General features: G+C 34.1%; 23 protein-coding genes and 1 other RNA gene. 16 read left to right on the top strand and 8 right to left on the bottom strand.

Annotation, left to right across the window (positions count from 1 at the left end; genetic code table 11):
• Window positions 1-82 precede the first annotated feature (82 nt).
• Window positions 83-2,479 (top strand): penicillin-binding protein 1A, encoded by a 2,397-nt coding sequence (locus tag JHT90_RS03965; protein WP_201095754.1) that lies wholly within the window; start codon window positions 83-85, stop codon window positions 2,477-2,479.
• Between the two features lie 46 nt (window positions 2,480-2,525).
• Here the strand turns inward: JHT90_RS03965 and JHT90_RS03960 are convergent, their stop codons facing one another.
• Window positions 2,526-3,437, bottom strand: coding sequence for a toxin-antitoxin system YwqK family antitoxin (locus JHT90_RS03960; RefSeq protein ID WP_201094409.1), 912 nt, complete (start codon window positions 3,435-3,437; stop codon window positions 2,526-2,528).
• A gap of 141 nt (window positions 3,438-3,578) precedes the next feature.
• Between JHT90_RS03960 and JHT90_RS03955 the strand changes: the two genes are divergently transcribed.
• Both JHT90_RS03955 and JHT90_RS03950 read left to right on the top strand, forming a co-directional pair.
• The gene (locus JHT90_RS03955; protein WP_201094407.1) at window positions 3,579-4,037 is read left to right on the top strand and encodes a YaiI/YqxD family protein; all 459 of its coding nucleotides are present in this window, start codon (window positions 3,579-3,581) and stop codon (window positions 4,035-4,037) included.
• Window positions 4,038-4,115: 78 nt separating this feature from the next.
• Complete coding sequence (locus JHT90_RS03950) at window positions 4,116-4,991, top strand: glycosyltransferase (RefSeq protein ID WP_201094405.1); 876 nt, start codon at window positions 4,116-4,118, stop codon at window positions 4,989-4,991.
• A gap of 46 nt (window positions 4,992-5,037) precedes the next feature.
• Here JHT90_RS03950 and rfbA read toward each other — a convergent pair whose 3' ends face one another.
• Window positions 5,038-5,913, bottom strand: a complete 876-nt coding sequence (gene rfbA / locus JHT90_RS03945; RefSeq protein WP_201094404.1) for a glucose-1-phosphate thymidylyltransferase RfbA — start codon at window positions 5,911-5,913, stop codon at window positions 5,038-5,040.
• Between the two features lie 114 nt (window positions 5,914-6,027).
• Complete coding sequence (locus JHT90_RS03940) at window positions 6,028-7,674, bottom strand: acetolactate synthase large subunit (RefSeq protein WP_201094402.1); 1,647 nt, start codon at window positions 7,672-7,674, stop codon at window positions 6,028-6,030.
• 236 nt (window positions 7,675-7,910) lie between these two features.
• Here JHT90_RS03940 and JHT90_RS03935 point away from each other — a divergent pair, with 236 nt between their 5' ends.
• The 4 genes from JHT90_RS03935 (at window position 7,911) to JHT90_RS03920 (ending at window position 9,756) form a co-directional block, all read left to right on the top strand.
• A complete protein-coding gene (locus JHT90_RS03935) occupies window positions 7,911-8,492 on the top strand; it encodes a toxin-antitoxin system YwqK family antitoxin (RefSeq protein WP_201094400.1) in 582 nt (193 codons plus the stop codon).
• Window positions 8,493-8,496: 4 nt separating this feature from the next.
• Window positions 8,497-8,865, top strand: coding sequence for a hypothetical protein (locus tag JHT90_RS03930; protein WP_201094398.1), 369 nt, complete (start codon window positions 8,497-8,499; stop codon window positions 8,863-8,865).
• A 65-nt stretch (window positions 8,866-8,930) separates the two neighbouring features.
• The gene (locus JHT90_RS03925; protein WP_201094396.1) at window positions 8,931-9,221 is read left to right on the top strand and encodes an ArsR/SmtB family transcription factor; all 291 of its coding nucleotides are present in this window, start codon (window positions 8,931-8,933) and stop codon (window positions 9,219-9,221) included.
• A gap of 4 nt (window positions 9,222-9,225) precedes the next feature.
• Entirely contained in the window at window positions 9,226-9,756 is a 531-nt protein-coding gene (locus tag JHT90_RS03920) for a rhodanese-like domain-containing protein (RefSeq protein WP_201094395.1), read from the top strand.
• Window positions 9,757-10,042: 286 nt separating this feature from the next.
• Here the strand turns inward: JHT90_RS03920 and JHT90_RS03915 are convergent, their stop codons facing one another.
• The gene (locus JHT90_RS03915) at window positions 10,043-10,915 is read right to left on the bottom strand and encodes a toxin-antitoxin system YwqK family antitoxin (RefSeq protein ID WP_236254031.1); all 873 of its coding nucleotides are present in this window, start codon (window positions 10,913-10,915) and stop codon (window positions 10,043-10,045) included.
• A 314-nt stretch (window positions 10,916-11,229) separates the two neighbouring features.
• Between JHT90_RS03915 and iscR the strand changes: the two genes are divergently transcribed.
• The 8 genes from iscR to iscX are packed head-to-tail and all read left to right on the top strand — an operon-like array spanning window position 11,230 to window position 16,735.
• Window positions 11,230-11,721 carry a Fe-S cluster assembly transcriptional regulator IscR gene (iscR, locus tag JHT90_RS03910; RefSeq protein WP_201094391.1) on the top strand — a complete coding sequence of 164 codons (492 nt, stop codon included), beginning with the start codon at window positions 11,230-11,232 and terminating at the stop codon, window positions 11,719-11,721.
• A gap of 27 nt (window positions 11,722-11,748) precedes the next feature.
• Window positions 11,749-12,963, top strand: coding sequence for an IscS subfamily cysteine desulfurase (locus JHT90_RS03905; RefSeq protein ID WP_201094389.1), 1,215 nt, complete (start codon window positions 11,749-11,751; stop codon window positions 12,961-12,963).
• Between the two features lie 45 nt (window positions 12,964-13,008).
• Window positions 13,009-13,395, top strand: coding sequence for a Fe-S cluster assembly scaffold IscU (gene iscU, locus JHT90_RS03900; RefSeq protein ID WP_201094387.1), 387 nt, complete (start codon window positions 13,009-13,011; stop codon window positions 13,393-13,395).
• Between the two features lie 26 nt (window positions 13,396-13,421).
• On the top strand, window positions 13,422-13,745 hold the full coding sequence (iscA, locus tag JHT90_RS03895; protein WP_201094385.1) for an iron-sulfur cluster assembly protein IscA: 324 nt from the start codon (window positions 13,422-13,424) through the stop codon (window positions 13,743-13,745).
• Complete coding sequence (gene hscB, locus JHT90_RS03890; RefSeq protein WP_201094383.1) at window positions 13,675-14,277, top strand: co-chaperone HscB; 603 nt, start codon at window positions 13,675-13,677, stop codon at window positions 14,275-14,277. Before iscA ends, hscB begins: the two co-directional genes overlap by 71 nt.
• Before the next feature lie 22 nt (window positions 14,278-14,299).
• On the top strand, window positions 14,300-16,165 hold the full coding sequence (gene hscA / locus JHT90_RS03885) for a Fe-S protein assembly chaperone HscA (protein ID WP_201094380.1): 1,866 nt from the start codon (window positions 14,300-14,302) through the stop codon (window positions 16,163-16,165).
• A gap of 15 nt (window positions 16,166-16,180) precedes the next feature.
• Window positions 16,181-16,519 (top strand): ISC system 2Fe-2S type ferredoxin, encoded by a 339-nt coding sequence (fdx, locus tag JHT90_RS03880; RefSeq protein WP_201094378.1) that lies wholly within the window; start codon window positions 16,181-16,183, stop codon window positions 16,517-16,519.
• 15 nt (window positions 16,520-16,534) lie between these two features.
• Window positions 16,535-16,735, top strand: a complete 201-nt coding sequence (iscX, locus tag JHT90_RS03875; protein ID WP_201094375.1) for a Fe-S cluster assembly protein IscX — start codon at window positions 16,535-16,537, stop codon at window positions 16,733-16,735.
• A gap of 724 nt (window positions 16,736-17,459) precedes the next feature.
• Here the strand turns inward: iscX and ssrA are convergent.
• From ssrA to JHT90_RS03860, 3 genes are all read right to left on the bottom strand, one after another.
• Window positions 17,460-17,811: a transfer-messenger RNA gene (gene ssrA / locus JHT90_RS03870) on the bottom strand.
• Window positions 17,812-17,902: 91 nt separating this feature from the next.
• Window positions 17,903-18,706 (bottom strand): glycosyltransferase family 25 protein, encoded by an 804-nt coding sequence (locus JHT90_RS03865; protein WP_201094365.1) that lies wholly within the window; start codon window positions 18,704-18,706, stop codon window positions 17,903-17,905.
• An 11-nt stretch (window positions 18,707-18,717) separates the two neighbouring features.
• Entirely contained in the window at window positions 18,718-19,677 is a 960-nt protein-coding gene (locus JHT90_RS03860) for a polysaccharide pyruvyl transferase family protein (RefSeq protein WP_201094363.1), read from the bottom strand.
• A gap of 331 nt (window positions 19,678-20,008) precedes the next feature.
• On the opposite strand from JHT90_RS03860, the gene JHT90_RS03855 reads away from it, so the two are divergent.
• Complete coding sequence (locus JHT90_RS03855) at window positions 20,009-20,713, top strand: TylF/MycF/NovP-related O-methyltransferase (RefSeq protein ID WP_201094354.1); 705 nt, start codon at window positions 20,009-20,011, stop codon at window positions 20,711-20,713.
• Window positions 20,714-20,984: 271 nt separating this feature from the next.
• Here the strand turns inward: JHT90_RS03855 and JHT90_RS03850 are convergent, their stop codons facing one another.
• A complete protein-coding gene (locus JHT90_RS03850) occupies window positions 20,985-22,298 on the bottom strand; it encodes an oligosaccharide flippase family protein (protein ID WP_201094352.1) in 1,314 nt (437 codons plus the stop codon).
• Window positions 22,299-22,325 lie beyond the last annotated feature (27 nt).

Here is a 22,325-nt window from a genome sequence, read left to right as displayed (position 1 = left end):
CTATAATATGTCGCAAGTGTTGTTCTAACTCAATAATTTTAACAAAATATTATTATTATTTGCTAGGAATTTCTTAATTTTGATTCGTTTATATAAATTTATTTGGTGGTCTTTTATAACATTAATTTGTACAGTTCCACTCGTAATCAGTGGCGCAGCTCTTTATTTAAGCCACAATTTACCATCTATTGAGTCGATACGTCACATAGAGTTACAAATACCATTACGCGTTTACAGTGCAGATAATAAATTAATTGCTGAATTTGGTGAAATGCGACGCTCACCTATTGCTTACAAAGATATTCCGCCTAATTTTATCAACGCTTTATTAGCAGCAGAAGATGATAACTTTAAAAATCACTATGGTATTGATCTTAAAAGTTTATTACGCGCCATACTGGAACTAGCGACCACTGGTCATAAACAATCAGGTGGTAGCACCATTACTATGCAGGTTGCAAGAAACTATTTTTTATCAAGCGAACAGACCTATATACGTAAAGCCAGAGAAATTCTATTGGCTTTAAAATTAGAACAAGAATTGACTAAAGAAGAAATTTTAGAGTTATACCTTAATAAAATATTTTTAGGCTACCGCTCTTATGGAATTGAAGCCGCCTCTCAAGTTTATTATGGAAAATCTGTTAAAGAGTTATCATTAGCGCAAATGGCTACCATAGCGGGTCTTCCCAAAGCACCATCTGCTAATAATCCTATAATTAATCCAAAACGTAGTCTAGAAAGAAGAAACTGGATTCTTGCAAGAATGCATCATTTAGGCATGATTAGTAAAACAGACTATGAAAAAGCTAAAGCTGAACCAGAAACAGCAAAGCGTCATGATGCTATTCCTGAACTGGCCGCACCTTATATAGCTGAAATAATACGTCTAGAAATGGTTGAAAAATATGGTGATGCAGCCTATACAGATGGTTATCAAGTAACTGCTACTATCTCTTCACCTTTACAAGAAGCTGCCAATCAAGCTTTACGTAAAGGTTTATTAGAATATGATAAACGCCATGGCTACCGTGGTGCAGAACAATCGGCATTACCACCAGAAAACTGGTTAAATACAATCAAAGAGCAAAAATCTATTGGATACTTAGAACCTGCGATAGTAACAGCTATTGATGATCAAAATATTATTGTATTTACTCAACAAAACCAACAAGAGACTGTTGCGTGGGAGACAATGAAGTGGGCAAGACCTTATCTATCCAACAATAGTATGGGTCCCCCGCCTAAGGCTCCTAAAGATATCGTCAATGTTGGGGATTTAATCCGTGTACAAAGAGACCAACAAGGAACTTTATATTTTAGTCAAATACCCAAAGCTGAATCTGCTTTAGTTTCTTTAAATTCACAAACAGGTGCTGTTGAAGCGTTAGTGGGTGGCTTTTCATTTGATCAAAGTAACTATAATCGTGTAACCCAAGCTAAGCGTCAACCTGGCTCTAGTTTTAAACCTTTTATTTATAGTGCTGCATTAGATGCAGGATTCACTGCTGCAAGTAAGATTAATGATGCACCTATTGTTGTAGAAGATGGCTCTGACAAGAAGAAATGGAAACCAAAAAATGATGGTAATAAATTTTTAGGGCCTATTAGTTTAAGAGAAGGTTTATACCGCTCTAGAAACTTAGTGACGATTCGTTTATTACAAAGTGTAGGTATAGATAATACATTAGACTATATTGAGAAATTTGGTTTTGCTAAAGAAAGTTTGCCTCCTTCTCTTTCGCTCGCTTTAGGCTCTGCTGATGTATCACCCATGCAAATTGCACGCGCATGGACTGTATTTGCTAGTGGCGGCTACAAACTCTACCCTTATGTTATTGATGAAATCAAAGACCGTAACAATAACATTATTTTTACAGCTGCACCTCCAGCTATTCCAGAAACAAACCAAACCATAGCTGAAGTAAGTGAGTATAAAGCTGAACTTATACCTATGGAGAAAGATGATCAGTTAAAGACTATACCTAATATAGCAGAGTCGGTTATTGATAAACGCACAGCTTATATTATGAATAGTATCTTACAAGATGTAATTAGACGAGGTACAGGTACTAGAGCTTTAGTGTTAAAACGTATTGATTTAGCGGGCAAAACAGGAACCACTAATGACACTAAAGATACTTGGTTTACGGGTTACAATGGTGATTATACTACAGTCGTTTGGGTGGGTTTCGATAAACCTGATACCTTAGGTCGTCGTGAGTATGGTGGTACCTTGGCGCTTCCAATTTGGATTGACTTTATGCAAGTAGCATTAAAAGATAAACCTAATAAGACAATGCCTAAACCTGCTGGTATTGTACAACTTAAAATTGATGCTGATACTGGCCGTCTAGCTTCTGATTACTCACAACATACTTATACAGAAATATTTAAGAAAGAAGATGCTATTAAAGGGGATAATTCTTCTGGACTTCCTATGTCTAGCGATGATGTAGCACCAATGGAACTATTCTAACACGTGGAAAAGGGCTTATTTAAATCAATCAATAAGCCTTTTTGTATTACTGTAAGTTAATTCTATTTGTTAACTTGCCTTGATTATAATGTTCTTCTTTTATTTTATTGCCATATTTATCCCAAAAAATCCATATCCCTTCTTTTTTACCATTCTTATAGTTTCCTTCCGAACGCTTAGTTTCGGCATCATCTAACCAAAATGTTTTCCATACACCTTCTCTTTTATCATTTTTATAGTAACCCAGCATTTCTCTTTTTCCCCTATCATCCCAAGAAACCCAAGTCCCCTCCTTTTTACCATTCACCAACATAACTTGCGACTTCAAATGGCCATTTTCATCCCAAACTAACCAAATATTCCTATCCATCTTATTGCCATTCAAACTACTTAATTTACTTTTTTGATCTTCTTTTATATCAGATAAAACAGCCTCTAAACGTCCATTTTTATAGAAGGTTTCATTCATATTAGAACCATCTATATTCCACATACGCCACAAACCCTCTAACTTGCCTAACTTATACATGCCTTCGGCATTTTTTTGTCCTGTATCAAACCAACGTGTCCACAGACCATCTTTTTTACCACTGATATAATTTCCATCTTGCATTTTAATACCATTCTCATACCACATCGTATAAGTACCTGTAATGCTTAACTCAGACTCAGGCATAGTGTAATAAACATAAGGAATGCGTGTTACATCCTCCATCTTTTCAATCACAAATGGATCTGTCGCTTTATTATTAGAGTCTTTATATAACTCTTGCACAAGAAATCCATCAGCTACTTTTTTTAAAAAAAGACGATAAACCCTGTAATTAAATAATGCAGTATCATGGCTACTATCAGTTTCTGCAACAATTTGTCCTTCTTGCCATGGAAAAATAGAACTTGCTCCTTCTTTTTGTTCTGCTTGAACAATAGAAACTGAAAAAAAGACTACTATAAACAATGTTATTATCTTATTCATTGCAAAATATCTATTGGCTGTGGAGCATTTTAAATTTAATAATTAATCGCTATTAAACACAAGTATAACCTATAGCGGTAATGTTATAATTAATTTTATTTATTAATCAAGAGTAATTATTACATGCAGATTTGGATTGATGCAGATGCTTGCCCCAAAGTTGCCAAAGAATTAGTTTATAAATTTGCTCATAAACGTAACTTGCAAGTCACTTTAGTAGCAGGACAAGCACAAAATAAACCCATTTTTAATTGGGTAAGTCTTGTTATTGTACCAACAGGCATGGATGCTGCTGATGACTATTTAGTAGACAACTCTCAACCCAACGATCTCGTGATATGTAGCGATATCCCTTTGGCAGATAGATTAATAAAAAAGCAAGTCGCTGTACTTGACCCAAAAGGCAAAGAATTTACCCCTAATAACATGTCCAACAAACTAGCAATGCGTAATTTATTTACAGAACTAAGAGATCAAGGTCAAATTAATTCCCAACAAGCAAGTTACAGTGACAAAGACAAACAACAATTTGCCAATAGTCTCGATCGTATTCTTACTCGACTAAAGAATCAAGCAAAGTAAATATAGCTACTACCATACCTCACTACTGATAGATACGTTATAATTAATTTAATTTTTTATTTATTAATCGGTTTATTAATGGACACTCAAAACACCCCTATTGTTACCGTTATTATCTCCTCCTATAATCACGCGCACTATATTGAAGAAACTATTAATAGTGTCATTAATCAAACCTACCCTAATATCGAGCTACTGGTTATTGATGATGGCTCATCAGACAATAGTGTTGAGTTATTAACAAAACTTCAAAAACAACATGGTTTTGATTTACTCATTCAAGAAAACAAAGGACTATCAAAAACTTTAAATGAAGCAATTGCTAGAGCGAAAGGTGAGCTAATTGTACCTTTTGGCTCAGACGATATTATGCTAGCTGATCGTATCGCTACCCAAGTTAACTACATTTGGGATAAACCAGAAGTAGGCATTTGTGCTTCCAATATGGATATTATTGATAGTGATGGAAATCTTTTTCCAGAAAAAGAACAAAAACATCGCCACATTCCTTTTCGTCGCCTAGATTTTGATGATGTTTTTCTCGATAGAAAACCAGGTGCCATGGCTGCAACACTAATGCTACGTAAAGAAGCACTAATCAAAATAGGTGGCTTTGATCCAGAAATTAGATTGGAAGACTTATATATTATGCTTGCGATTACTAAAGCGGGCTATTTTATGGATGTGCTTCCGCAAGTGCTTTCTCTCTATCGTAAGCATCCAACAAATACCTACAAAAACTTACCCTTTATGTTTGATTACAGTTGTAAAACCTATGCACGTTTTAAAGACAGCCCACATTACCAAGATGTACTAATGAAAATGTGTAATTCAATGTTCTTAAAAAGTGCTTCAAGAGATAAACAATTGGCTAAACGGATACTTAAGCAAATACCTTGGAAATACTGGAATAAAAAGACTTTTCGAGGACTACTACGGTTATGGTTTAGCTAAAGAATAGCCAATAAAAAAGGGAATATAAACTACTCCCTTTTTATTATTAATCCATTAAAATTTTCTTTAGATAATCACCATAACTCGTTTTACACAACTGTTCAGCTCTTTTCTCAAGTTGCTCAGTCGTTATCCAATCTTTTTGATAAGCTATTTCTTCTAAACACGCAATTTTAGCATCTTGGCGTTTTTCTAAAGTATATACATATTGACTGGCTTCTAATAATGAATCGTGTGTACCGCTGTCTAACCAAGCAAAACCACGCCCTAACAACTGTACATCTAAGGACTGCTGTTCAAGATATACACAATTAACATCGGTTATCTCTAATTCCCCTCTTACTGAGGGTTTAATATTTTTAGCAATATCTATGACTTGATTATCATAAAAATAAAGCCCTGTTACTGCATAATGAGACTTTGGCTTTTTAGGCTTCTCTTCAATACTTAATACCTTACCATCTTTGTCAAACTCTACTACACCAAAACGCTCTGGATCAGATACATGATAACCAAATACAGTGGCCCCTGTTTGCTTTTGATTAGCTTGTTTTAAACCAACAGAAAAATTAGCACCATGAAAGATATTATCACCTAGAATTAAACAACTAGGATCATTACCTAAAAACGACTCACCAATAATAAAGGCTTGTGCTAAGCCATCTGGAGAAGGTTGTGCTGCATATTGAATATTTAACCCCCACTCACTGCCATCACCAAAAATTCTTTCAAAACCTGGTAAATCTGTAGGCGTAGAGATGATTAAAATATCCTGAATATCAGCTAACATTAAGGTAGCCATTGGATAGTAAATCATTGGTTTATCATAAATGGGTAACAGTTGCTTAGAAACACCTAAAGTAATCGGATGTAGTCTTGTTCCAGAGCCACCTGCTAAAATAATACCTTTTCTTTTTCCCATGTTTAATTCCACGCTATAAATTTGTTAGCTAATTTAAATTTCTATTATATAAGACTAAGCACATAATTAACAAAAAACCGCCTTTATAAGGCGGTTTTAAACACAACTAAACCATTAAATCTTAGCACTTAACTCTTTAATCTCATGATTTAATATATGATCATTCTCTGAATAATCCACAGGACAATCAATTAAATGCACACCAGGTTCATGTAAGCATTTTTGCACTAAAGGGGCAAACTCTGCTGCACTATTTACTCTATGTCCCATAGCGCCATAACTTTCTGCATATTTTACAAAATCTGGATTACCATAGGTTAAACCAAAATCATTAAACGCCATATTGGATTGCTTCCAACGGATCATACCATAAGCATCATCACGTAAAATAATCACCACAATATGTAAACCTAACCGTACAGCTGTTTCTAACTCTTGACTATTCATCATAAAACCACCATCACCACATACGGAAACAATAGGTTTATCTGGATGAACAAGACGTGCTGCCATAGCAGAAGGTAACCCTGCCCCCATAGTAGCTAAAGCATTATCTAGTAATACTGTATTGGGCATATGGGCTTTATAATTACGGGCAAACCAGAGTTTATAAACGCCATTATCTAACGTCACAATACCATCTGCTGGCATAATTTTGCGTAAATCAGCAACTAAACGCTGTGGATAAATGGGGAAACGATCATCATCAGCGCCTACTTTTAAATGCGCTTCATTCGCCTCACGAATAGCCAATAAACGAGAGAAATCCCATGTAGGTTGGACAATTATTTCTTGTTTAATTTGCCAAATAGCATTAGCAATATCACCTACCACTTCAATTTGTGGGAAGTAAACAGGATCTACTTCCGCGGAACGGAAGTTAATATGGATAACCTCTGTGCCACCACGTACCATAAAGAAAGGTGGTTTTTCAATAACATCATGTCCAACATTAATAATAAGGTCAGCAGACTCTAACGCTCTATGAACAAAGTCACCTGAAGACAATGCCGCATTACCTAGGAAGCGAGGATGACTTTCATCTACCACACCTTTACCCATTTGCGTTGTTACAAAAGGAATACCTGTCTTTTCAATTAATTGGTATAAAACACGCGCTGTCATTTTACGATTAGCGCCAGCACCGATTACTAACACTGGACTTTTAGCAGTTTCCATTTTAGAAACAGCAGCACGAATAGCTTTTTCTTCCGCTAATGGACGACGCGTCAAACTGGCAGGAATAGGAGTATTATCCGTTTCATCTGCTGCTACATCTTCTGGTAATTCTAAGTGAACAGCACCAGGTTTTTCTTCTTCAGCTAAGCGAACAGCCTCACGTATCCGTGATGGAATATTATCAGCGGAAGCTAATTGATGGGTAAATTTAGTCAATGGTGACATCATGCCCACCACATCCAAAATCTGGAAACGACCTTGTTTAGAACGTCTAATAGGTTTCTGTCCAGTAATCATCAACAAAGGCATACCACCTAAATAAGCATACGCACCCGCCGTAACTAAATTGGTTGCACCTGGACCTAAAGTTGATAAACAGACCCCCACTTTACCTGTTAAACGACCATAGGTCGCCGCCATAAACCCTGCTGATTGCTCATGACGCGTTAAAATAAGTTGAATTTGCTCTGAGCGAGATAAGGAATCTAATAAATCTAGATTTTCCTCACCAGGAATACCAAAAATATATTTAACGCCTTCACTTTCAAGGCATTGCACAACAAGATCAGAGGCTTTAGTCATCAGTTACTACCTTTGTAAAATTTGCACAGCAGAATGATAAAAAACAAATTAGTTAATAAAAATCAGTAAAGCATACAATAATGCAACAGCTTTATCCATTTGTCTATATTTAAACAACTTTATATCATGGTATAGAGTGCTTTACTACCAAAGAGTTCGATAAAAAATTTGGTTTAACTAGGATTTATATTTTTCATCACTTATACTAAATAAATCTTATTGAATAAAGTTAGTTAATGACTAAACCCGCAATGTATAAATTTATTTACTACTGCCTAGTATTGATTACTACTAGTTTACCTCTTTTAGCAACCACTACACCTTCAGAGCGACTTACCTCTAATACTCAAACTCATGCAATAAAAGTAGGCGATACTGTTGCTAATAATGATTTTCTATATCGAAAAATTATAGAAATTACAGCAGAAGGATACTATAAGGTTCAAAATTTCTATAAACAAATTGATAGTAAACAATCTGATATTTTTGTTATCAAAGAAACGAAAAATCTTAATTATTTCCAACCATTGAACTACTACAATTTACAAAACCTTATTTTTGATGGCCCTCTCACTTTATGGTCTATCAATGGTCATAAAGCACTAGAGATTACAGTCAGTAATGGCAATGCAGAAGGTTTATTTAAAAGTTATGACGGTACTAACGGTAATATAGAAATTGAAGGCAACTATAAACTAGGCAGACCTGAAGGGCTTTGGCAATATTGGGATCTGGATGGAAATATAGAAAAACAAATCTATTATAAGGCGGGTGTTATACAGTGGCAAAAAGACAGCATTAATATAAAAGGAATCTAATTAAATGTCTGACCAATACCCACAAATCCATACTATAAAAAAAAGAATCTATTTTTGGCCTCCAATACTTGTAGGTACAGCAAGTGCACTCATTATATTTACTGTATTACTTTATTTTAGTTGGCTAAATGTCATAACCTGCTTAATTATTCCTATTATGAGCGGCTTTATTACCTTAGCGATTGCTAACCCTTTAGTCCGAGCAGATAAAATCTGTCAAATTTTTCTGCCTTGGGCATCTTTAGTATTCCTGATTCCTTTTGCTTATTGGAAATTAAAAATACTTATCTTATTGGTTTTTCCAATAGCTAGCTTAGGTGGTTGGTTAGCAGGACAGCTATTTACTAAAATTCGTCAGTATTATGATCAGTAAATAAAAAATATTTTCATATTATATTTTTATGATATTATAAAAACGTCAAGTTAGAAAAGTGTGATATGAATACTATACAAGACAAAGCTAATACTGCTGCTAATTTTTTAAAAGGAATTGCTAACCCTCATCGGTTATTAATTCTTTGTTTATTAGCAGAAGGCGAAAAAAATGTAACAAGCTTAGTAGAGACTACAGGAATACCTCAAACCTCTATTTCGCAGCACTTAGCAAAACTAAAGCAAGAAAAAATAGTTACTTTTAGACGCGATCATAGAGTGCTGTATTATTCTATATGCAATGAAGCCGTAACTAAGATTATGGATGTACTTTATCAAACATTTTGTAAGGAGTAACACTATGACTACTAATATTTCCCCAAAACAGGCAGAAGAAATGTTAAAAGCAGGTGATGCCATTTTAGTTGACGTGCGCGATAACGATATGTTTCAGGCGGAACATATTGTTTATGCAAGTTCAGTACCTGTCGAACAACTTAATCAACCACAACTACAAGCATTAGCAACACAACCTAAGAAAATTATCTTTCAATGTATGAGGGGCATAAAATCTCAACAAGCCAGTGATTTGGCAAAAGATTTAGGTGATAGAGTATATAATATGGAAGGTGGCCTTATTGCTTGGAAAGAAGCAGGATTACCTACCCTATTAGCTACTAATACAAATGCCTCTAAAATGTCATTAGTGAGGCAAATGCAAATTACTCTGGGTATTGTTTTACTGTTAATTTTCCTAATTCCATTCTTAACAGGATTTCTTGGTTTCCTACTCTATTTAATTCCAGTTATTGGTATTGTTCTGATTGCAGCAGGTTTTGTGGGCTGTTGTCCACTAATGAAGATTCTAGGTCAAATGCCTTGGAATAAATAAAATATATAAAAGGAGTAATCGTCAATTACTCCTTTTTAATTTTATTAGAATGCTATATAAACAACGGGCTTTACACTATCTCGCTCATTATGACCATACTTATATTTAGTAGCATCTAACCAATCACTAATTAATATTTATAGTCAATTATTACTTTGTAGACTTATCGCTCTCAAGGATTAACTACTTGATTAGCCACTTGTTAATCAATCACTTGTTGCTTATTAAGTGCTATCTACTTAATACCCAATAAAGCTTTGTTTTCATAATATCCTTATCTTTATTTTTAACCATTGCTATCACTTTTTTTGTTAAAATGACTTTCCTTTATCTTAACCCCTTTTTGATAGACAATTTCTTTATCTTTACTACCATCTTCTTTCCAATAAGTCCAAATACCATCCTGTAAATCGTTAATATAATTACCTTCAGCCCACTTTTTTCCTTCTGCATAATAAGTCCATAATCCAATACGATGATTAGCAGAATATTCTCCTTCAGAAACTTTTTCCCCTTTACTACCCCATGCTATCCACAAGCCATTTAACAAACCATTTTTATAACTTCCTAATGTGTGCTGTTGACCATTCTCATACCATTTCTTATAAGACCCACTTAACACATTATTTATATAATCAACTTGTGATTTTACTCGACCATTGGCATGCCACTCTGTCCACTGACCAGCCTTTTTACCGTTATCATATTGGCCTTTTAATTTTAATATACCACTGTCATACCAAGCCTGTATGACACCATCTAATACACCTTTTTCATTATAAAAAGATTGATATTGTTTTTGTCCATTTTTATACCAAGTAACATAAGGCCCCTCAATACTTCTTAGAAAGCCTACTTGCTTCAACTCATAAATATTATGGATTAATACAGGGTCAGATTGCTTTTTATTAGTATCTGTAAAGAAATCTTGAACCACAAAACTATTATTATCCTCTATTTTTACTATCTTTCTGTAATAGCCATTTATATCAATTTTATCGACAGCTACCCAATACTGGTTAAAATAACCGACTATCATTCCCTCCTTTAAAGAAGCGACAAAAATCTGACTTGGTGTTAGATACTCCTGTTCAGGAGCAACATCATTTGTTATTATTGATGTCTGTTGTTCACTATCTTGAGCAAATCCGACATTCACTATACTTATTAACAATAACAGTTTTAGTGATAAAAAATACTTTATATACTGCCTCACTGTAACCATAACCTTTTCATTATCCAAAAAATATTCTGATTATAATACAGTATAGCAATTGAATTAATAATCTAACCTAGCTAATTCAACTAAATTTTAAGTAAAAATAGCTATTTATCACAAAACACACTAAAATAATTACCCACTTCTTAATATACTTATCAAATTTAGTAATATTCTCTTCATTACATAATAGTTGACTAAAATAGTAGGAAATAGCATAATAGCTTTATATTTATTGATATTGAGGCAAATTAATGCGCTTAACAACTAAAGGCCGTTATGCAGTTACTGCAATGCTCGACCTTGCTATCAATGCTGAACATAATCCAGTCTCACTAGCAGATATTTCTGAAAGACAAGATATATCGTTATCCTATCTTGAACAATTATTTGCTAAACTACGCCGCTATGAACTTGTAACTAGTGTAAGAGGCCCTGGTGGTGGATATCAGTTAGCCCGCAATATGAATAGTATTGATATTGCAGAAGTCATTGATGCAGTTAATGAAACAGTAGATGCTACACGCTGCCAAGGCCATGCTGGTTGTAACTCTGGAGATATTTGCCTAACCCATCATTTATGGCAAGGTCTAAGCCAACAAATACATGATTTTTTAAGTGGTATTACATTAGCTGATCTTGTAAATAAACGTGAAATTCGCGACGTTGCACGTAGACAAAATGAACGACAACAAACAGCCTATACACTTAATAGTAATAAAATAGAAACATCTTTTTTAGAATAAGATGATTTCTTCCGTGAGGAAAAACTGATGAGCTCGCCAATTTATTTAGATTATTCTGCCACTACCCCTGTTGATCCACGTGTTGCAAAAAAAATGATCGACTGCTTAACAATGGAAGGGAATTTTGGTAATCCTGCTTCTCGTTCTCATATTTTTGGTTGGAAAGCAGAAGAAGCCGTTGAAAATGCACGTCGTCAAGTAGCAGATGTAATAGGCGCAGATCCCCGCGAGATTGTTTGGACTTCAGGTGCAACTGAAGCAGATAACTTAGCTATTAAGGGTGCTGCCCATTTTTATGCAAGTAAAGGTAAACATCTTATTACTTCAAAGATTGAACACAAAGCTGTACTAGATACTATGCGTCAATTAGAACGTGAAGGCTTTGAAGTTACTTACTTAACCCCTACAGAGCAAGGTGAAATTACTGTAGACATGGTAAAAGAAGCATTACGAGAAGACACCATCCTTGTATCAATCATGCATGTGAATAACGAAATTGGTACCATCAATGATATTGCTGCCATTGGTGAACTAACTCGCTCCAAAGGCGTGTTATTTCATGTAGACGCCGCTCAATCAGTAGGCAAACTAGCCATTGATTTAGAAAATCTAAAAGTTGATTTAATGTCAATCTGCGCCCATAAAATCTATGGCCCAAAAGGCATCGGCGCACTCTATGTACAACGTAAACCAAGAGTAAGAATTGAAGCGCAAATTCATGGTGGTGGACACGAACGTGGTATGCGCTCAGGTACCCTCCCAACACACCAAATCGTCGGTATGGGAGAAGCACTACACCTTGCTAAGTTAGAAATGCAAAAAGATAATGAACACGCTAAACAACTACGTGATAGGTTCTACAGCCAAGTAAATCAATTAGAAGAAGTTTATGTAAATGGTTCTTTAGAAAATAGTGTTCCAAACCTTCTTAATCTAAGTTTTAACTACGTTGAAGGTGAATCACTTATGATGTCTTTAAAAGACTTGGCCGTATCATCAGGCTCAGCTTGTACATCAGCCTCACTAGAGCCTTCCTATGTACTTCGTGCATTAGGTCGTAATGATGAGCTTGCCCATAGCTCTATTCGATTTGGTTTTGGCCGTTTTACTACTGAACAAGAAGTTGACTTAGCCGCTCAAAAAGTATGTGAAGCAGTTACTAAACTCCGAGAACTATCACCACTTTGGGATATGTACAAAGATGGCGTAGATATCTCCAAAATAGAATGGCAAGCTCACTAATTATAAAGACTTATTACCGTATTAACCGATTTGAGGAATAAAACAATGGCCTATAGCGATAAAGTAATCGACCATTATGAAAACCCACGTAATGTAGGTAAAATGGATGCTGAAGATCCTAATGTAGGGACTGGCATGGTAGGCGCCCCTGCCTGTGGTGACGTAATGCGTTTGCAAATCAAAGTCAATGACCAAGGGATTATTGAAGATGCTAAATTCAAAACCTATGGTTGTGGTAGTGCTATCGCCTCTAGTTCATTAGCAACTGAATGGATGAAAGGCAAAACCCTAGACGAAGCAGGTAGCATTAAAAACACTCAGTTAGCTGAAGAATTGGCATTACCGCCAGTAAAAATTCACTGCTCAGTTCTAGCAGAAGATGCTATTAAAGCAGCTATAACTGATTATAAAACCAAAAAAGGTATGGTTTAATCCATCTTATTTGGTAAGGAGATTTTATGGCAATCACTATGACCCCTGCAGCCGCTAAGCATATAGAAAACGCTTTAGCTAATCGCGGTAAAGGTATTGGTATTCGTTTAGGGGTGCGTACAACAGGCTGTTCAGGTATGGCTTATGTACTTGAGTTTGTTGATGAAACCGACCAAAATGATATTGTTTTTGATAATTTTGGTGTTAAAGTGGTTGTCGACCCTAAAAGTTTAATTTACATTGACGGAACAGAACTTGATTTCGTTCGAGAAGGCCTAAATGAAGGATTTAAATTCAACAACCCTAACGTGCGCGGCGAATGCGGATGTGGAGAAAGCTTCAACGTCTGAAGAATGTAGTGGTGATAAACCCTGCTACTTCGCACTATTAGATTTAAAGCCACATTTTGATATCAATCTAAATGATCTTGCTGAGCGCTATCGTAAAAAGGCTGCGTCAGCACATCCTGATCGTTTTGTGGCAGCTAGTGAGAGAGAAAAACGTTTAGCATTAGAACATTCTGCTAATCTAAATGAAGCCTATCAAATTCTAAAAACGCCTTCACAACGTGCTCGTTATTTACTCAGTTTAAAAGGTAGTAATATACCGTTAGAAACAACCGTACAAGACCCTGAATTCCTTATGCAGCAAATGCAATGGCATGAAGAGCTAGATGAACTGAGAGAACAAGCTGATTTTAAGCAATTAAATAACTTCAAAACACGTATTAAACAAACACAAGCGGACTTAGAAGCAGAGTTTAATAAATATTGGCAAGATCACCAATATTATTTACATGCTGAACAGCTTGTTAGACGCATGCAGTTTATGGACAAATTAGCCTTGTCTGTAAAACAGCTAGAAGAACACTTAGACGATTAACCTAAACCATTAAGAAGTATACATGTCCTTATTGCAAATAGCAGAACCAGGTCAAAGCCCTAAGCCGCATCAGAAAAAATTAGCTGTTGGTATCGATTTAGGTACTACCAACTCATTAGTTGCCAGTGTATTAAGTGGTATTCCTACAGCATTAAAAGATCTAGAAAATAATGTTATTTTACCTTCTGTAGTTCATTACCTACCAAATCAAATAGAAGTAGGTAAAACAGCTCAAGCCGCAGCAACCAAAGACCCTCTAAACACCATTGCTTCAGTTAAACGTCTTATGGGGCGAGGCATCAACGATGTAAAACAATTAGGAGATCAACTCCCCTATCGTTTTACACAAGGTGAATCTAATATGCCGTTTATTGAAACGGTACAAGGCTCCAAAAGCCCTGTAGAAATTTCTGCTGAAATTTTAAAAGCACTAAAACATCGTGCTGAACAAAGTTTAGGAGGTTCACTAGTAGGTGCAGTTATTACAGTACCTGCCTATTTTGATGATGGACAGCGACAAGCAACTAAAGATGCTGCTCGTTTAGCTGGACTTACAGTTCTGCGTCTACTAAATGAACCTACTGCAGCGGCTGTTGCCTATGGTTTAGATAAGCAAGCTGAAGGCATTATCGCTATCTATGACCTAGGTGGTGGCACATTTGATATTTCTATTTTACGCCTTGCCAAAGGTGTATTTGAAGTTTTATCAACAGGTGGTGACAGCTCGCTAGGTGGTGATGATTTCGATCACCTCATTGCTGATTGGATTATTACCGAAGCCAACCTTTCCAATGATCTATCCCCTGCTGAACAAAAAGTATTGTTAAAGATTGCTTGCACAGCAAAAGAATCACTAACTGAAAACCAGCAAACCACTGTTAGCTATAAAAACTGGCAAAGTAGTTTTACTCGCGAACAATTTAATAATTTAATTGCACCATTAGTTGAACGAACCCTCAAAGCCTGTCGACGTGCTGTACGTGATGCAGATATTAGCCTTGATGACATTAGTAATGTCGTTATGGTGGGTGGCTCCACCAGAGTTCCTCTTGTTCGAGAACAAGTAGGTGAACTATTTGGTACACAACCTCTCACAGATATTGATCCTGACCAAGTTGTTGCATTAGGTGCTGCTGTACAAGCAGATGCGCTTGTTGGTAATCGTAATGATGATGACCAACTGTTACTTCTCGATGTTATCCCCCTCTCATTGGGACTTGAAACAATGGGAGGACTAATGGAAAAAGTTATACCTAGAAACACCACTATCCCCGTTGCTAGAGCACAAGACTTTACCACCTATAAAGATGGTCAAACGGCAATGATGATTCACGTACTTCAAGGTGAACGAGAACTAGTTGCTGACTGCCGCTCTTTAGCACGTTTTGAACTTCGTGGTTTCCCCCCAATGGTTGCTGGTGCCGCTAAAATACGTGTTACTTTTCAAGTAGATGCTGATGGCTTATTAGCCGTATCAGCACAAGAACTTACCAGTGGTGCCCATGCAGCAATCCAAGTTAAACCATCCTATGGTTTAACAGATGGTGAAATCGCACGTATGCTGCAAGACTCCTTTGAGTACGCGGAGAACGATAAAAAACAACGTAGCCTACGCGAAGCCCAAGTAGAAGCAAACCAATTAGTAGAAATTACTGAAGCTGCATTACTAGCTGATGGTAAAGAACTTCTTAACCCTACAGAATATCAAGAAATAACTAAACATGTAGCAGAGTTAAAGAAAGTCGTTGATACTAATGATCTACTAACAATTGATAAATATACTCAAAAACTCTCAACAGCTACTGACTCTTTTGCAGCAAAACGAATGAATGCTACTGTTAAACAAGCATTAACTGGTCGTAGCCTTAATGAAATAGACAGTGAATAACCATAGGATAATTTTATGCCTACCCTTACTTTTTTACCTAATGAAGAACATTGCCCAGAAGGTGCAGTAATTGAAGCAGAAACTGGGGAAACCATTATTGAGGCTGCTCTACGTAATGGTATAGAAATTGAACATGCCTGCGAAATGTCCTGTGCTTGTACTACCTGCCATGTCATTGTACGTGATGGTTTTGATAGTTTAGAACCTTCTGATGAATTAGAAGACGATATGCTTGATAAAGCATGGGGACTCGAACCTGATTCTCGTCTCTCTTGCCAAGCTGTGGTAGGCGATGAAGATTTGATTGTAGAAATTCCTCGCTATACCATTAATCAAGTTTCAGAAAACCACTAACAAGGTAGCCTAAAAATGATTCTTAAATGGACAGATGTACAAGAAATAGCTATACAACTCACTGACACCTATCCTTCTGTAAATCCACTCACTATAAACTTTGTTGAATTACGTCAAAAAGTAATGGATTTACCCGAATTTAATGATGATCCTAATCGCTGTGGTGAAAAAGTATTAGAAGCTATCCAAAGTGCTTGGATAGAAGAACTAGAATAATAACTTTTTATTTTCCATTAATTTATTCAGTTGTGATAAATATAATGGCAATTATTACCAATAAGTTAGCCTAATGAAATCAAAAACCCTAAAACAACTAATACTTCATTTTATAAATTCAATTTATTTTATACACCCCTAAAGGGGTTAAAACCTATTAAAAATTATATTTAATACTATCAAAGCCCAATAGATAACTTTCGAATTAAATTAAATCTTTTTCTTAAAAATAACTATCCACAAAAACTGTGGATAACTCTGTTAATATTATTTGAAAATATATGGCTATCCCTACTGAACACTGCTTTTGCTACAAATTGCTCACTTTTCAATTAAAAAATAAATTTATTAAAATCAATAACTTATACAAAACAAACTTACTCAAAATTTTTATCAATAAAAATGCACTGAGTTTCCAGTAAGTGTGCATAAGTCAAGTTAATTCTTTTTATTTTTTAAATCATTAGTCGATAAAAATAACATATAAAAGACGCACAGCAGAAGATTTTATCAACCATCAGATATAATAAAATATGATTAGATTTCTTAAATTCTGTTATTCAATAGAATTAATTATTCAAACTGATCAAAGTAATATTCATTATTTAATAATATTACTCTCAAACTTTAATATTATTAATTATCAACTCATAGTTAGATTAGAAAGGATGTCATATACAAGAAACAAAAAAACCTTAATAGAAATCTATTAAGGTTTTTTATTTGGTGGAGCCGGGGGGATTTGAACCCCCGTCCGCCAGCACTCCGCTATCGGTTCTACATGCTTAGCCTTATCTACTGAATTGACCCATTGCCGCCCGATAGGCAGGGTGCGCTGGGCTAGCTATATAAATTTTAGTCACGCCGCCTATAGCAAACTTTGTGACGATCCTGTTCTATCTGACAGATGGTTTGGGTTTACAGGCATCCCCTAGCATCTGCTAGCTGATTAAGCAGCTAGAGCGTAGTTGTCGTCGTTGGCAACTATAAATTTGTAGCAACTAATTTACGAGGTTTGCTACCAGCTCGACATGCCCCTCAAGTTTCATCACCAGCGTCGAATCCTAATCGACCCCAAAGGGAAACCTTAGGTGGTAAATATTATACAATACCTCTTACCCTTGAGTCGATATAAATTAAAACTGGCTAATAATTTCTTTTAGGTAATTATCGTTTGAATCTGTTGACTTGAGCTATTATAGCCTTCAAATAAAAGATAGTTTTATAAGCCAAAAATCTCACTACTTTAATGGGAAAACTCTTTCTTTTAATAGTCATTTGCGCTTCTTTTTGTGCCGCTTTTCTCTCTCTTTCAAGTACACTTGACGATAAATCTTTAGGATGATCTACAAAATTAGCTAAGTAGATATTAGCAATAATTGTATTTTTTACCAAATATTCCCAATCATCTGCCAATAAAAACACAGCACTAGATAAATCAATGAGTTTTTTAGCTAATTTGGCACTTATAAAATAACAACAAGTTCGACAAACATACTGCTCACTATTAATAATTTTAGAGAATTTTTGCTTGCCTATATAAAAAAAGCTAAAAATACTTTTAGCCACTAGTATATTAGCTGATATACCATTTTGCCCACCCATTAAATACAAATTATCATTAACAGATTCAAACCGACAATTATCAAAATTAATATAAAAATCCTGCATCCGATGATCTAGAATGACATCATCCTCTAAAATACAAGCCCAATTTTGTTTCCTTTCTAACATCAATTGATATACTTTCAAGTGACTAAAAGTACATCCAACTTCACCAGGTGCGGGCTTATAACCTCTTTCAAGAGCTTCACCTGCTAAATTTAATTGTGAAATAAATTCTTTAGGCAAATCTTTGCCATAAACAGCATCAACAAATTCAAAAGTAACTTGTAAACTATTCAATTTATTTTCAATAATTTTTCGCTTTTCTACATCATGTTTCAGAGAAACAACATAAATAGGTAACATATAACCACATCTCACTCATCTAGAAAATGTGTAAAATCCATGTCATTCGTCCATCTATCATAATATGCTTTATTTTTACCATAGTTATTATCAATTACTGTAGAAGATGTACCAACTAAACAAGATAAAATATGTGCATGTAATCTTGATGTAATGACTTCATCGTAACTCGAAAATAATTTTGCATATTTATAAGCTAATTTTTTGGAATGTTTATGCCATATATTAAATACCGCATCATCTATAAAATCTAGCTTCAGCCTTTTATTTGCTCGCATAAACTTATACATAATAATTAATAATTTATGATCTTTTTTTGTTAATAGATCTTCCCAATCATAAATATTAGCTGTTTTAATTTTATTTCTAAGCTCTTCCTGAAGAGGATTCAGCTCTATATCTTTTCTAAAAAAATAAAATGTACCAATGCCTGCTTTCTTATCAATAGGTAATGTTTCATACAGTTGATGTGCCATATCTGGAATTAAGTATGTATGCGGTGAGAAACTTTTAAATAATTCGTAAGTTGGGTCATCTCGCGCTAATAACACAACATTATTATGTTTTAAGAAGATTTGCCTTGATTTTTCTAAATTAACCTGTTCTGCAAAGAAAGCTGTTTGAGGCAAAATTATAATTCTGTTATTTGGAAATGATTCTATGATTTTTTCTCTGAGATTATGATGCAATCCATATATATCTCCAAAATTTCCACCACCATGACATAGGATAGTAGTTTTAGACGTTATAAGTTTGTTTAATTTCAAAATATCTAAGTTATGAGCATTTAAGTTTTTTCTGACTTTAACTTTGTATTTTTTAAAAAACTCTATAGTTCCCACAAATATTAAAAGATCCCCAACATTATGATGTAATGGATAATCTATATATACTACATCAGCTTTATCTTCAATAAAATCGAGTATTATACGCAAACTATTCTTTAAACCTATCATCTTCTCATTGATCATATTAGAAATTAGCCTAAACACGTTAGTTTGAACAGTATCATTACTGAAAAACGAATAATCTACAATCATTTTTACTATATAATTTATAACATTAGTTAAAAAATAAACTGTTGGATTATTGCCAGATGTTCAATAATTTAAAAACTAACTATATAAAAATTAACAAATAATTATTTATACAAATTTTCACAGATAATCTATTATAAAAATACTTTATCTATATTAACTTACTTTTCCACTTGAACTATTATAAATAAACTTAAATTTGCTAACTATTCGTTAATGACAAAAAACATTATAATTAAACTCAATAAACTAAAGGTTATTTAATATGAAATTAGGAAGTTGGCTATTCAATAGTAATAAAAAGCGTAACATTAAGATTATTGAAGAAATAATAAATGGAAAATTAACTTATTTATCTAAAAATAAATTAATTGCTATAGCTAATACTTGTGAAGAAATCGAAAAGGAAAAAGTAGAAGGTATATTTTTAGAAGCAGGTTGTGCATTAGGAGGAAGCGCTATATTGATTGCTTCATTAAAGAAAAAAGAAACACCACTTTATTTATATGATGTTTTTGACACCATCCCACCACCAAGTGAAAAAGATCCTGAAGAAATCCATGAAAGGTATGAAATTATTAAATCAGGAAAATCAACAGGAATAGATGGAGACAAATATTATGGATATATTGATAATCTACAGGATTTAGTTAGAAATAATTTATCTAAATATAATTGTGAATGTACTCAAAATAACATTCATTTAATTAAAGGGTTATTACAAGACACAATGCAACTAGACCAACCGATTGCGTTCGCACACATAGATGTAGACTGGTATGACCCTGTAAAAACATGTCTTGAACGAATATTTCCTAAACTATCTATTGGTGGAAGTATCATTATCGATGATTACTTTGACTGGAGCGGATGTAAGAAAGCAGTTGATGAGTATCTTACAAAAATAAATGGTAAATTCAAACAGGATTCTTCAGCAGGAAATATGAAAATAAAGAAAATTAAAAATTAGTCCATATTTACTACTCTTATTTAAACTCTATAATTACTTATGATAATTATTAAGTTATAAATAACTAAAATAAATACTTTCTTAAAATATCTATTTCTTATCTTTTAATAGGGTTTATAAAAATATTTAAATGCTATCACATGCCTATATGATATATGCAAAAAAAATCAACTATTAAAAGAAATTTGATATTGCATAATATTATTAATGAAGATATATCAGAATGGTGAAGAGTTGGAATGGCCAGGAGACGCAGGAAGACGAGGAGAGGTCAGGAGAGGTGGGTGGGTTGGGAGGTGTATAAGAGACAGAACATATTTACAATGAACGGAAAAATAATAGGTTTTATCTGGCTTAAAAAACTAAAGCCACAGATTTTTTTTATAAGATACATCCCTAGAGGATATGTAATAAGGATACGTGGAATAGCTAAAGCTAATAATGTTATATAAAGCTCTGAATTCCTTGTAAAAAAAACAGCACATACAGTAATAATTGCTGAAGTAAGAGAAAGAAATAGAAAATCTTTTGATCTTCCTAAAGCTTTAATAGCCACCCCCACAAAGATCCTACTATACATAATACCATACATTACTGCAATAATCTGAACAATAGGTGTTATTGCTATCCATTTTTCACCTAGAATAACAGGTACCCAATAATTACTTGTTAATGCCATGCCAAAAAAAGCAGGCAAAGAAATCAGATTAAAGTAATACGTTGATGCTTGAAAAGCATATAACAATTTACTTTTATCATGTTGGATGGATGAGAAAATGGGTAATGCTATCCTAATAATACTTGTATTTAAAATATTCAAAATAATATCTGTTAACTTTGTACCCATATTATAGAAACCAAGTGCCGCACTTCCATGAAAAACTGCAATTAATAGCCCAAACACTTTAGAAACAACACTCCATAGAACATTCTCAACCATTACAAAGAAACCAAATTTTGTAATCGCTATAAATCTTTTTTTGTTAAAAAAAAATTTTCTAGGTATTAGATGCTTAGAGGCATACAAAATTAATAAGGTAGCTATGCAAGTTTGCACCAAATTTGCGTAAACTATACTCCAAAGCCCAAAATTTGAAAAAGCTAAAGGAATTGCTACTATAAAAAAAACTATACGCGAAATAATGGCTCTATGCGCGAAAACTTTCATTTCTAAATCCCTTATAAGTAAAGCAGTTGGGACTATTGAAAGCATAAATAAGAAAGAATTAACAGCTTCGAAATATAGGATATAAGATAAAATTTTATTATTTATAAAAGAAAAATAAACGCCAATTATAATACACATTAAACAACATAAAATTGATAAAAAAATGCTTCCAGTCCAAATAGTCTGAATATCCTTTTTAACTAATAGTTTACGCTGAATAATTGCCTCATTTAAACCAAGACTCAAAATAATTTGCAATAATCCTACAATAAATTGCGCTGTTGCTATTTGTCCATAATCATTTGGGGCAAGAACCCTAGCAAGAAATAAAATTGAAAATATACTTAAAACTGTTGATAATAAAGTTTCTATAGAAGACCAAATAGTAGCTTTCTTGATTTTTTTAGTATTAACCAAATGAATGATCTTCCTTAATAATCAAAT

The sequence above is a fragment of the Entomomonas asaccharolytica genome (assembly GCF_016653615.1).
In the GTDB taxonomy this organism is placed as follows: Bacteria; Pseudomonadota; Gammaproteobacteria; order Pseudomonadales; family Pseudomonadaceae; genus Entomomonas; species Entomomonas asaccharolytica.
Note: the sequence above shows the minus strand (reverse complement) of the source record. Positions and strands in the feature narration are given on the sequence as shown.